This is a genomic window from Amorphus sp. 3PC139-8 (assembly GCF_040750475.1).
Lineage (GTDB): Bacteria > Pseudomonadota > Alphaproteobacteria > Rhizobiales > Amorphaceae > Amorphus.
This window is the reverse complement of record NZ_JABJVY010000022.1, coordinates 93752-106621: the sequence shown is the minus strand read 5'-3', so window position 1 is coordinate 106621 and position 12870 is coordinate 93752. Positions and strand designations below refer to the sequence as shown.

General features: G+C 64.0%; 7 protein-coding genes. 1 reads left to right on the top strand and 6 read right to left on the bottom strand.

Annotated features, from left to right (window positions below; genetic code table 11):
• The 6 genes from HNS03_RS18975 to HNS03_RS18950 form a co-directional block, all read right to left on the bottom strand.
• The coding region (locus HNS03_RS18975; RefSeq protein WP_367197603.1) for a DEAD/DEAH box helicase at positions 1–1244 on the bottom strand (1244 nt) is incomplete at its 3' end.
• 415 nt (positions 1245–1659) lie between these two features.
• A complete protein-coding gene (locus tag HNS03_RS18970; protein ID WP_367197602.1) occupies positions 1660–2238 on the bottom strand; it encodes a MarR family winged helix-turn-helix transcriptional regulator in 579 nt (192 codons plus the stop codon).
• Positions 2239–2459: 221 nt separating this feature from the next.
• Positions 2460–3641, bottom strand: coding sequence for a site-specific DNA-methyltransferase (locus tag HNS03_RS18965; protein ID WP_367197601.1), 1182 nt, complete (start codon positions 3639–3641; stop codon positions 2460–2462).
• A 46-nt stretch (positions 3642–3687) separates the two neighbouring features.
• Complete coding sequence (locus HNS03_RS18960) at positions 3688–4059, bottom strand: hypothetical protein (RefSeq protein ID WP_367197600.1); 372 nt, start codon at positions 4057–4059, stop codon at positions 3688–3690.
• A gap of 98 nt (positions 4060–4157) precedes the next feature.
• Positions 4158–7886 (bottom strand): vitamin B12-dependent ribonucleotide reductase, encoded by a 3729-nt coding sequence (locus HNS03_RS18955; protein ID WP_367197599.1) that lies wholly within the window; start codon positions 7884–7886, stop codon positions 4158–4160.
• A gap of 160 nt (positions 7887–8046) precedes the next feature.
• On the bottom strand, positions 8047–8649 hold the full coding sequence (locus tag HNS03_RS18950) for a hypothetical protein (RefSeq protein WP_367197598.1): 603 nt from the start codon (positions 8647–8649) through the stop codon (positions 8047–8049).
• 1063 nt (positions 8650–9712) lie between these two features.
• Between HNS03_RS18950 and HNS03_RS18945 the strand changes: the two genes are divergently transcribed.
• Positions 9713–12868, top strand: a complete 3156-nt coding sequence (locus HNS03_RS18945; RefSeq protein WP_367197597.1) for a CHC2 zinc finger domain-containing protein — start codon at positions 9713–9715, stop codon at positions 12866–12868.
• The last annotated feature ends 2 nt before the right edge of the window (positions 12869–12870 follow it).

Below are 12870 nucleotides of genomic sequence, written 5' to 3'. Positions count from 1 at the left end.
GCTCCGGCCGCGCGCTGTTCCTCGATCGCCGCCCAGGCCGATGCGAGAACGCCATGCCCTGCGCTGACTCCTAGCCGGTCGGCCAGCGCTTTTCGGCTGAGGTCCCCCTCCCCCGCCCACGGAAGAAGGTCCTCGCCGTAGAGGAAGGTCTGAACGAGCCCGATCTCCGATGTGATCGTGATCGGGCCGCCGACCGTCAGCGTGGGACGAACGGCGGAGCCCACCCCGGCTTCGCTCCGCGGTGCCGGCGTCACCTCCGTGATCCGACGCGCTCGGGCCCGGGCCAGCTGCACGTCGGTCTCCGCGCCCCACACCTGGTAGAGGTGCACCCGCTTCTCCCGGCGGCCATTGATCGTCAGAACCGGCTCGATCACGAACGCAACCTGGCGCGGATCGGAGTGCGCGAGCTCAGGCAGCACCCGCATGCACCGCCCGCCCTGCTGGACCACCTTCACCGCGCTCAGTGTCGGCATCGTCATCACCAGCTTGACGTCGGGCACGTTCGTCCCTTCCTCGAGGAGCCTGCAATTGGCAATCCCCGTCACGTCGCCCCGAGCGAGTTCCTCCAGGGCCGCTTCCACCCGCCACAGTTCGTCGGCCCCCGAGACCGTTTCCATCCGCCGCCCTTCGGTCCCGAGCCGGGCGTGGTAGGTCTCGGCGAGTTGCCGCGTCTGATCGATGTCGCTGCAGTAGTACAGGCCTGGCCGGTCCGTCAGCGGCACCCCCGTCTCCGGCGGCACGTAAGTCGCCACCAGGTCGACGACCGCATCCGCGATCGCCTGGCGGCGCACCCGCCTCCATTCGTCCGGATCGCTCGGAATGTCCCCCTCAAGCGTAACGTCGAGCACCAGGTTGACGAACGGGGCTAGAACGCCCTCGGCGCGCAGCTCGTGCGGATCCGCCTTGTAGACCTCGTTCTCCGCCCCGAGCAGAACGTGCAGGGCTTTCTCCTCGTCGAACGCCGGCGTCGCCGTGAACGCCATCACCGCCGTCGTGTCTAGGTAGCGCCCGAACACGTCCTGGCGCAGCTCAGACAACGCCCGGTGGGCCTCGTCCATCACGATCAGGTCGACGTCCTCCGGCCGCAGCCGGCCGTCGAGCGTCATCTCGGCAAAGGCCGCGTAGCTCATCGCCGTGATCAGCCGCGGCCGGCGCCCGTGCGAGGCCGACCAGGCGCCGATAGACAGGTCGAAATCCGCGTGCGCCCGCTTGATGGTCTGGGAGATCAGCTGCCGCGTCGGCAACAGGACGATGGTCGCCGGCCGCTCGGCCGCGCGCGGCCCCGACCCCCCGCATCGCTTGCAAGATAGACAGGAACAAGTCCGTCTTGCCGCCGGCGGGCGGTATGACGACGATGCCCGATGAGCCGCCCGCGCCGAAGTGTTTGGCGAGCGCCCGGCCGGCGTCGCTCTGGTGACGCCAGAAGTAGAACGGCATCCGGGCCGCGAAGCGCTGCAGCGCCGCGCCGACGAAAGCGAACGGATCACCGGAAATCCGACGCTCCTCGCCGCGGACCACCCGCGCCGAGGAGAACTCGCTCTGTGTTTCAGTACCCATCGCCATCGACGTCACTGGCCTTGCTTTTTCACAAACGATGCCTCGCCAGCATATTTGAGCCCTTTGGGAAAACAAACCATCGGGCGTGCTCTTGACTTTTCGTTATTTGTCTGAAGGAGCCTCGATCGATGACGCGTCGAAAGCAGCCCTGAGGCGCTTCAACAAACCCAAGAGCTGACCGGTCTCTTCGTCGCCCAACATCGAAGCGACCCTGCGCTTGTGCTGATCCAGAACCCTCTTGAACGTTCCGTCGCAGAACGCCCGACCTTTGTCGGAGAGATAGCTTCGATAATAGCGCCGGTCCCGCGCGTCGCGCACACGCTCGACCAGCCCCAATTCCTCGAGTTCTTTCAAGGCGATCGTAACCGACGATTTGTCCCTAACCGCGGCTTTCCCGAGCTCTCGCTGTGTCATGCCCGGATTGGCCAGGATGAGGGCGAGAAACGAGAGGTGGTTGACGTCGAGCCCCCCTGCTCGCGAGCTCGCACGTCCCCGCTTCTCCACGGCTTGGCCGCCGATTTCCTCTTCTACGTGCGCATCTCTTAGACGGGGCCGCAAATCGTCTACGCAAGCCTCGTAGACCACCCGCAGATGAAAGGCGACGCTGTCCTGTAGCTCACCGAACTCGATCGCCTCTTTTTCGAGGTCTGTCTGCCCCAATTCCTCCGGTGGCTCAGCCATACTTACCGTTGTCCCCCTACGCCGACGCTCATGTTCCCCTATGAGCGATCCAGGCTCACCATAGCAGGCGGCCCGGCCCCGCTGTGACCAGGATTACCACAAGAGACGCTGAGGACTATCGAAGATTAGCTGCAACGCGGTTCAAGGACTTCCCGCAGATCGACCCCTCGCCGAACCGAAGCGGACGCCTTTGCTCTGGCGGAAGGCTCTGTCCAGCGAGCCTAACCCAGCCGCGGCCGGGTATCGGCCGACGTCACGCCTGCAGAAAGTGCGCGATATTCAGCTCGCAGCACATCGAGCAACACGCTCTCCTGCTGCCGTCGGACGCGCCAGAAGCACCAGCCGTTCGCGCGATCGCGCCCTTCTAGCGCGCCGGCGACCTGGTGAATTGATCCCACGCGGGTGCCACACGCGATACTTCCATCCGACCGGACCGATGCCCGATTGGCACCGGCCGGACAATGCAGCGTGCTGCCCGGTCGAACGAAGCCGGCCTCGATCAGCTGGCCGAACGTGACGCGAGCCTCTCCACGGCGGCCTCTCACCGTCTCGAGCGCGTCGGAGGGCAGCCGCGTCACTCCCGCCACTCTCGCGACGGACGCTGAATGATACTGCGCCTCGCGCTCGACCCCGATCCAATGCCGACCCAGCCGCTTCGCCACAGCTGCAGTCGTGCCCGTGCCTGAGAAAGGATCCAGCACAACGTCTCCCGGTTTCGAGCTCGACAGCAGCACTCGGTACAGCAGGGCTTCGGGCTTTTGGGCCGAGTGCAGCCGCTTGCCCGTTTCGTCGCGCAACCGCTCCCGCCCCGCACAGATTGAGAGGTACCAGTCCGACCTCATCTGCAGATCGTCGTTGAAGACCTTCAGGGCATCGTAGTTGAAGGTGTAGCGAGAATCCTTGTCACGCCCCATCCACAGCAGGGTTTCATGCGCGTTCGTGAACCGCCTGCCCTGAAAGTTCGGCATCGGGTTCGATTTGACCCACACCACGTCATTGAGGATCCAGAGCCCAAGGTCCTGCGCGATGGCGCCTACCCGAAAGATGTTGTGATAGGAGCCCATCACCCAAAGTGAGCCCGACGGCTTCAGAACCCGCTGCGCCTCTGCGAGCCATGCCCGGGTGAAATCGTCGTAGACGACAAGAGACGAGAAGCGATCCCACGCCTCCCCCACGCCCAGAACTTTTGACCGATCCGGGCGCAATAGCCCGTCTTTGCCAAGCTGCAGATTGTAGGGCGGATCTGCAAATACGAGATCAATCGACTCAGATGGGAGCGCCCTGAGCACGTCCAGGCAGTCGCCGCGGATCAACTGGTCGAGCGGGACTGTAGCCGGTGGAACTTGCCCGTCGGCCTGCCAGGGCGCCGGGTCCCGGATCGCTCGCTCTGTAGGAAATCCCATTCTCCGCCCCCCTTTTTCGCATCCGGCGCCCGCTCGAGCCTTGAGGTCACATGCCCTCTTTCAAAGGGAATGCCCACCAAGCCACGATCGCAAAGACGATCACGGTCCCTGCAATCTTGAGCAGGAGACCAGCAACCCGGTAGCGCCCACCGGGCGGATCCTCTTCCCCAATGTGCCTTGGCCTAATTGGTTTTTCGCGCAAAGGCTCGTTGAAATCGACATCGTTGGCGACCGGGCGCGGACGTGTGACTGAGAACCAGTGTTCGCAGCTCTCGCTGCAAAAGATCCGGCCCTGCAGGATCGGTCGCCCCAACCTTTGCGGCTGGTCGGCCCCCACAATGCGAAGCGCGCTGCCGCAGGCCGAACAGCTTGCCTCTGCCTCGCCCGACGCAATCCGATGTGTTCCCGCATCACTCATGCTGCCTCGCTCACTCTGCTGTTCCGACTGGCTCCAAGACTATCGCAAAGTTTTTATTTTTCGCAAACCGCGCGACGCCGGTTCGATGGTCGGCATAGCTAGCTGCACCCTGAAGTACTTCCGCAGGTGTCGCACTTCAGGCAGGTGCCGTTGCGCACCATGGTGAAGTTGCCGCATTCGCCGCAGGCCTCGCCCTCGTAGCCCTGCAGGCGGGCAAACGCGACCCGCTCCGCCTGCCACTTGCCCGCTGACGCGCCATCCGAGTGAGCGATCTCGAGACTGTCGACTTCGCGACGGACCTCCTCGATCGAGAGGTCGTCGGTCTCCACCTCCACGTCGGTCTCGACGTCGCGGCTGTAGGCCGTCTCCGTCTCGCCGCGCAACGCCATCACAGTCGCACCGCCGAACCCAGCCGGCGCGCGCGCTGTCGGACCTACCGAAAAGCGCTGGGTCTGGCCGCGCACCAGGCCGTGAGAGACCGGCACCACCTGCGGCTTGTCGCCTTCGACGCCGCGGCCGATCGTGGTCGAGCCGCCGTCTTCCGGCTGGACGTGGGCGAGTTCGTTGCGGCCAAGATAGGAGACCGCCAGCTCGCGGAACACGTAGTCGAGGATCGAGGTCGCGTTCTTGATCGCCTCGTTGCCCTGGACCATGCCGGCCGGCTCGAACCGGGTGAAGGTGAAGGCGTCGACGAACCGTTCCAGGGGCACGCCGTACTGCAGGCCGAGCGAGATCGCGATGGCAAAGTTGTTCATCATCGCCCGGAAGGCGGCACCTTCCTTGTGCATGTCGATGAAGATCTCGCCGAGGCGACCGTCGTCGTACTCGCCGGTCCTGAGATAGACCTTATGGCCGCCGACGATGGCCTTCTGGGTGTAGCCCTTGCGCCGGTCCGGCAGCGGCTCGCGCTCATGCGCCGCCCGTTCGACAATCCGCTCAACGATGCGCTCCACGATCCGTTCGGCGGCCACCGCCGCGCGGGCCTGGGCCGGCTGGGTCGCCGCCATGGCTTCCGCCTGCTCCTCCGCCTCGTCCTCGTCGTCGGAGAGGAGCTGCGAGTTCAGCGGCTGCGACAGCTTGGAGCCGTCGCGGTAGAGCGCGTTGGCCTTCAGCGCCAGCCGCCAGGAGGTCATGTAGGCCTCCTTGCAGTCGTCGACGGTGGCGTCGTTGGGCATGTTGATGGTCTTGGAGATCGCGCCGGAGATGAACGGCTGGGCTGCCGCCATCATCCGGATGTGGCTTGCCACCGACAGGTAGCGCTTGCCGATCCGGCCGCACGGGTTGGCGCAGTCGAACACCGGCAGGTGCTCGTCCTTCAGGTGCGGGGCGCCTTCCACGGTCATCGCGCCGCAGACGTGGATGTTCGCCTTCTCGATCCCGGCCTTGGAGAAGCCGAGCTCCGCGAGCAGATCGAACAGCGGGTCGTCGAGCTTCTCCGGAGCGATCCCCAGCGTCTGAGTCAGGAAGGCCTCGCCGAGCGACCACTTGGTGAAGGCGAAGCGGATGTCGAACGCCGCCTTCAGCCCGCCTTCGATGGCGGCGATCTTCTCGTCGGTGAAGCCCTTCGCCTTCAGGGCGTCGTGGTTGATCGCCGGGGCGTCCTTGAGCGAGCCGTGACCGACGGCGTAGGTGACGATCTCCGCAATCTCGCTCTCGGAGTAACCGAGCGCGTCGAGCGCCTTCGGCACCGCGTGGTTGATGATCTTGAAGTAGCCGCCGCCGGCGAGCTTCTTGAACTTCACCAGCGCGAAGTCGGGCTCGATGCCGGTGGTGTCGCAGTCCATCACCAGGCCGATGGTGCCGGTCGGCGCGATCACCGTCGACTGGGCGTTGCGATAGCCGTAGCGCTCGCCGAGCTCCAGCGCGCGGTCCCAGGCCTGCATGGCATGGTCCACCAGCCGCCGGTCGGGGCAGGAGGCATGATCGAGCGGCATCGGGCTCGTCCTGAGCACCTCGTAGCCCGTACCCTGGCCGTGGGCGGCGCGGCGATGGTTGCGGATCACCCGCAGCATGGCGGCCCGGTTGCGGCCGAACTCGGGGAAGGGGGCCAGATCGCGGGCGATCTCGGCGGAGGTGGCGTAGGCCGTGCCGGTCATGATCGCGGTGATCGCGCCGCAGATCGCCCGGCCCTCGGCAGAATCGTAGGAGATGCCGGAGGTCATCAAGAGGCCGCCGATGTTGGCGTAGCCGAGGCCGAGGGTACGGTAGTCGTAGGAGAGCTTGGCGATCTGCGGCGAGGGGAACTGCGCCATCATCACCGAGATTTCCAGCACCAGCGTCCACAGCTTCACCGCGTGCTCGAACGATTCCACCTCGAAGCGGCCGTCCGCGCCCAGGAACTGCATCAGGTTCGCCGAGGCGAGATTGCAGGCCGTGTCGTCCAGGAACATGTATTCCGAGCACGGATTGGAGGCCTGGATGTCGCCGCCGGCGGGGCAGGTGTGCCAGTCGTTGATGGTGGTGTGGAACTGGATGCCGGGATCGGCGGAGGCCCAGGCGGCGTGGCCGATCTTCTCCCAAAGGTCGCGCGCCTTGATGGTCTTGGCGACCTTCTTGTCGGTGCGGCGCACCAGGTCCCAGTCGCCGTCCTGCTCGACGGCGTTCAGGAAGGTGTCGGTCACGCGCACCGAGTTGTTGGAGTTCTGGCCGGACACGGTGAGATAGGCTTCCGAGTCCCAATCGGTGTCGAAGGTCGGAAACTCGATCTCGGTGTAGCCCTGGCGCGCGAACTGGATGACGCGGCGGATGTAGTTCTCCGACACCATCGCCTTCTTGGCGGCGCGGATCTCGCGCTTCAGGGCGGGGTTCTTCTCCGGCAGGTAGCAGTCCTCGCCCGGACCTTCGCAGTTCACGCAGGCCTTCATGATGGCCTGGAGGTGCTTCTTCACCGTCTTGGAACCGGTGACGAGGGCGGCGACCTTCTGCTCCTCGCGCACCTTCCAGTCGACATAGGCCTCGATGTCGGGATGGTCTACGTCGACCACCACCATCTTGGCCGCGCGCCGGGTGGTGCCGCCGGACTTGATCGCGCCGGCCGCCCGGTCGCCGATCCGAAGGAAGCTCATCAGGCCGGAGGAGCGGCCACCGCCGGAAAGCGGCTCGGCATCACCGCGCAGCTTGGAGAAGTTGGAGCCGGTGCCGGAGCCGTACTTGAACAGGCGCGCCTCGCGCACCCAGAGATCCATGATGCCGGAATCGTTCACCAGGTCGTCGTGGACGGACTGGATGAAGCAGGCGTGCGGCTGCGGATGCTCGTAGGCCGTCTGCGAGCGGGTCAGCTCACCGCTCTTGTAGTCGACATAGAAGTGGCCCTGGCTCGGCCCGTCGATGCCGTAGGCCCAGTGCAGGCCGGTGTTGAACCACTGCGGCGAGTTCGGCGCGACCTTCTGGGTGGCGAGCATGTAGGCGAGCTCGTCGAAGAAGGCGCGGGCATCGTCCTCGCCGTCGAAATAGCCGCCCTTCCAGCCCCAGTAGGTCCAGGTGCCGGCCAGCCGGTCGAACACCTGGCGCGCATCCATCTCCGGACCGGTGCGTTCGGCTTCCGGCAGCGCGGCGAGCGCGTCGGTGTCGGCCGTGGAGCGCCACAGCCAGCTCGGGACGTCGTTCTCCTCGACCCGCTTCAGGACGGCCGGGATACCCGCCTTGCGGAAATATTTCTGCGCCAGCACGTCGGTCGCGACCTGGCTCCACGCCGCCGGCACGTCGATGTCGGCGAGCCGGAACACGACCGATCCGTCCGGATTGCGGATCTCGCTGGTCGAGCGACGAAATTCGATCCCCTCGTAGGGTGACTGCCCGGCCGTGGTGTAGCGCCGCTCGATCCGCATCTACCCTCTCCCTTTTTCGCAAAGCTTCATGCGGCCTTCTTGGCGTCAGGATCACTTGGCCGCGTTGGTCCAGAAACGAAACAACCCCTGCGAAGATATCGCAGAGGTTGTTTCACGCAATTAGAAATTCGCAGAGGACCCGGAACCGTTCCCTGTCGGCCTACGACGCTGTCCTATCCGCATCGAGCGCAGGCGCCATCTTGTAGATGGGCCGCTCAACGAAAACCGCCATGTGTTGGGGACGGTCGATCGCTCCGGGGGCAAGAGCGAATACGTGCTGCAGGACGCCGCCGCACTTTCCGCGCCGGCCCACGACACCGCCCGCACCAGCAAGGAAGTACCCCAGGACAACGGCCCGCTGAAGAGGGAGGCGTCCAAGCTCGGAAATCGCCGAGGCCGTCATTGCAGGGATACTCGGCCGCTTCCGATCGTCCAGCTCGATCCAGCCCGCGGCACCCCGCCGCAACGCTCCATAGCCGAGCCACGCCGCCCGATCGAACATGGTGAGGATCTCGAGCACCCGCATCGCTTCCGGCCTGCTGATCGAGCGGCGCTTGCCATACGGTCCCAGCAGGGTCACGTCTTTCCAAACCCTGGTCTGTTTGGCAATTCCATCGAACAGAGCCTGGCTGATTTCGTCAGACGCGAGCCCGTACGCACGCGGATGGCTCGCGGCTGCCGGCATCCGGCAGGACGTGTCGAACACCTTTCCCCAAGCATCATGATCAATCTCGTGCAGATCGACCGCGGTGTCCTCTCGCATTGGGCTCATCCCTTCCGCAACAACATGATGTTGAGAATACCACATATAGTGCTTTTCACAAGCCAAAAACTGAGAAAACTGCGGAATTATTCCCCACATCTAGTGGCTCTCCGAGCGAAATTTGCCCACATTTTGTAGCCCCGCCGACGATCGTTCCACCAAGCCCCCTGTTACAATTTTCGGCCCGGCGTAACGGGATGTAACGCGCGGCGTAACAAGGCCAACCCGTTCTCTTCTCTCTCTTTTTTTAGATTATTGAATAGATTGTTACGCTGTTACCCATCCTAGATTCTATCACGCGCCCCCGCGCGCACGGGCATGCAGTAAGGCGGATTCCCAAAATCGGTAACGCCGTAACAGCGGACCCGGATACGACCGATTAGGCTCTATTCTTCAGAGGCTTGGCGGCGTTACCTGGGCTGTTACACGGTGTTACAGCCGTCACGAACCGACTGGGGAGCTGGACCGATCGGCGTTTTGCCTCAATGGCTTAGCATCTCAAACGGAGGATCCGAGCGCTGTAACAAGCCACCCGCCGCAATACCCCTACACGACTGGAGCGTGGTTCAATTCACGCCTACAAGCCTGATTTGCACTTGCATTTTTCGCAGAAACTTTGGAATCCTGGTGCAATTCGACGTCGCAGCGTGGGGAGCGCGGCGGCGACGGACTAGGGGAAAATCGTATGCCAGACACATCCTCAACCGGATCGGACGTGAAACAGGATCTCGACGGCGCCCTGATCCGGTATTGGGACCTTGGCTTCTCCAAGGACGAAATCGCTGTCCTGCTCAACTGCTCCACGAGCGCTGTATCGGTGCGAGCCTCTCGGCTCGGGCTCACCAAGCGCAACACCAGCGACCCCGACCCAGAGGGGATGCATAAGCCGCGGACCGGTCGGACACGCCGGCGCTGCATGTGTTGCGGGACCCAGTTCGTCAGCGAAGGTATTCACAATCGGCTCTGTAAGGCTTGCGCATCTGATCGGTCCGACAGTGACGGTGGGGCTTGGATTACCGTGCACATCCCGTTGCCTGTGTAGCCACAAGTTCGAGGATCAGCTGTGTCGGCCGTGGCAAACAAAGCGAACATAGAGGCAGACTGGGAATTTTTCCTGGCCGACATCAAGAGCCGAACCTCGTTGACCGCACTGATTGCCAAAGTCGCCGGCACAAGGTTTTTGCCGAACAGCGGCTCCGGTGCTAAGGGGCTTTGTCCGTTTCACGATGAGAAGACGCCTTCCTTCAACGTGCGCGACCACGAAGGCTACTATCACTGCTTCGGCTGTGGCGCGTCCGGCGACGTCTTCAAATTCCTGGTCGACCATGAAGGACTGAAGTTCACCGAGGCTGTTCGGTACGCGGCCGACTTTGCCGGGGTACAGCCCCCAGACTCGCTTCGCCGAGTTCTCGAGCAAGGACGCTCACCGCCGGCATCGTCCCGAAAGCGGAAGCCCGTCCTGGAGCGTCCGCCGTCTCCCCGGCCTTTCATCTACCCCCCGCAAGGTGCCCCCCCGCTAGTCGACGCATCTGGGCGCGCAACAGCCTGGCGTATCCTCGGAACACGGTTGCCCCGTGAAACAACGGTCTATCCGAGTGCGGTATACGCGTATCGCGATCCGGATGGCCGGCCTATGGGCTACGTCCTGAGGATTGACAGACAAGCGGGCAAAACCTTCCTGCAGGTGACCTGGTGTGATCCTGCTCAAGAGCCGGCAATCGCGCCCGCAGACGGTGAGATGCCACCAAGCGCCCGGTGGGTGATGCGCGGATTCCCCGAGGGCCCGCGTCCCATCTACGGCGCCCACAATGTCGGATCCGCCGCGAGGGCGGGAGACCACATCGACGGGCTCTTGGTGGTCGAAGGCGAAAAAGCGCAAGAAGCCGGACAATTTTTGCTCGATCAGCAAGAGGAAGCGCGCTGGCTGGTCCTCTCTCCTTGCGGCGGCCTCAACGCAGTGTCGATGATGGATTGGGCCACATTGGCCGATCCGCTCGAGCGGTTGGCCCAGGTGCGCGCATCCCCAATCCCAATCGTGGCCTGGCCGGACGCGGACCGCCTCCTGCCAGGGCGGAACGGCCGGGCCCCGATCGATCGGCAAGCTCAATTCTGCTCCGGATTTCTGGCCGGCTTGGAACGGGCGGCAGAGAAGCGGAGCGCGCCACTTTCGATCGTCCCTCTGTTTGTGACACCTCCCGAAGGCGTTTCCGACGGTTGGGACGTCGCCGATGCCAAAGATGAGGGCTGGACGGCAGACGATGTGCTCGACCTGCTCCGATCAAGTGTCGGAACCGAGGCGGTCGTACCTCTTTCGGCTGATGGAGATCCGGTCGGCCGTCTCTACGGCGCCGACATGGCGGACGATGAGGGCCGGGCCGACGGCGATGCCTCGAATGGTCTGCAGCAGGTGGATCAACCCGACGATCCCAGTGCCGACGAGGCCGAACCCGACCTCGACATGGACCGCGATCATCCGGCGCCGTCGGCTGATCAGGAGCTGATGACCCAGCACATTCGAGCCCTGGGTTACGACGGCGGCCGCTTCTACCTCCTCCCGAGAGCCACCGGACAGATCAGCATTGTATCGCCTCAGCAGTTGACCCGGCAGGCGCTGATGTCTTTCGTCTCCTATGACGATTGGCAGGCTTTGTTTCCTGCCGATAAGAGTCAGCGCTCTCCGGTCGACTGGGACCGCAGCGTCAACGCCATTCTTGAGGCCTGCCGAAGCGCAGGTGTTTGGGACGGGTTTCGCGAGATGAGGCACGGCGCCCGCATGGACGGCGGTCGCGTCGTGTTCAACAGCGGTTCCAAGTTGTGGGTCGAAGGTGTCGGCCAGAACGTGTCCCTGTTCGAAATGACCGGCGAAAACGTCTACACGCGGGCCCACGACTTCGGCCATCCCGACTTCGAAAACGCATTCTCCGCCGATGATCCCGACCTTTGCACGTACATCGACGTCGTTCGGTCGCTGGCGTGGCGCCGGGACACTGAGGCACTTTCGGTGATGGTGCTCGTCGGCTGGTTGGCGGTTGCTCCGCTGTGCGGCCTGTTGTCCTGGCGACCACATCTCTGGCTCGACGGCCCGTCCGGCGCCGGCAAAAGCTGGATCCTGTCCAACATCATCAAACCCGTCCTCGGGCGCTATCTATTCTCGGTCGATTCCACGACGACGGAACCGGGGCTCAGGCGGAACTTGCACGCCAGTTCCATCCCGGTTTCGTTCGACGAGGCCGAGTCGGATGGAAAGCAGTCGCGGCAGCGGTGGGAAGCGATCCTCAACCTGGTGCGGACGGCCGCGGCTAGTCGCGGTTCGAGAGTGGTGCAGGGCGACGGTACCTACTTTGTCAACGCCTGCTTTCTTTTCACTTCGATTGTTCCCCAGCTGCGAAAAACCGCCGATGTGACACGATTTGCCCGCGTGTCTCTGGGACCTCCCCTGCCCTACTCTCAGTTCGAGGCCCGGATAGCCTCTCCTGCAGAAGAGCTCCTCGCGTCCGGTGAGTTCTCGCGCCGCTTCCTGGCCCGGGTCGTTCAGCGTTCCCCGGCGCTCAAGCAGACACAGAAGGCCATTATCGAAGCGTTGTCGCGGGAGGGCCTGGCACGGCGCATTGCAGATGTCTACGGCACCCTCGCCGCCGGCTATTGGCTCGTGACCCAGGATGGAACCTTGTCGTCAGCGGCGGATGCCGCAAAGTGGCTCGCCGAACAGGGCGTCACGAGATCAATCGTCGATGCGGCAGCGGCGGCAGCCGAACATCAGGATCACGTCGACCTCCTGAACACAATCCTCGCGACGTCGGTGCGGGTAGACGCGTCCGGGCAGTCCTCATATGCAACAATCAGCGCCCTCGTGCGGCGCGTTGCGGGGCTCTCGGAGCAGGACGAGCATCCATACCCCGAGACGGTCGCCGAGGCGGCGATCAAGCCCTACGGGCTGCGTTTGCACAGGCGCGAGGCGGCACTGGGCGGCATGGAGGGTGCGCCGCCTGGCCTCATAATCCACCGCAATTGGCCTCGTGTGCGCGAGTTGTTGGCAGACACATCCTACACGGGCACCTATGATGCAGTCCTGTTGCAAGCGCCCGGTGCGCGGGTGGTCGAAAGCCCCGTTCGCTTCGAAGGCGTGACCAACAGAGGTATCTATATTCCGCTGGCGACGCTGTTTCCCGGACTGGACGCGCCATCGGTTTGCGAAAAACAGAACCTGGAAGGCATCTGAAC

What these genes read in the sequence shown, in the direction of transcription:
- HNS03_RS18970 (WP_367197602.1), bottom strand. Translation starts at nt 2,238, where the DNA reads ATGGCTGAGCCACCGGAGGAATTGGGGCAGACAGACCTCGAAAAAGAG.
- HNS03_RS18965 (WP_367197601.1), bottom strand. Translation starts at nt 3,641, where the DNA reads ATGGGATTTCCTACAGAGCGAGCGATCCGGGACCCGGCGCCCTGGCAG.
- HNS03_RS18960 (WP_367197600.1), bottom strand. Translation starts at nt 4,059, where the DNA reads ATGAGTGATGCGGGAACACATCGGATTGCGTCGGGCGAGGCAGAGGCA.
- HNS03_RS18955 (WP_367197599.1), bottom strand. Translation starts at nt 7,886, where the DNA reads ATGCGGATCGAGCGGCGCTACACCACGGCCGGGCAGTCACCCTACGAG.
- HNS03_RS18950 (WP_367197598.1), bottom strand. Translation starts at nt 8,649, where the DNA reads ATGCGAGAGGACACCGCGGTCGATCTGCACGAGATTGATCATGATGCT.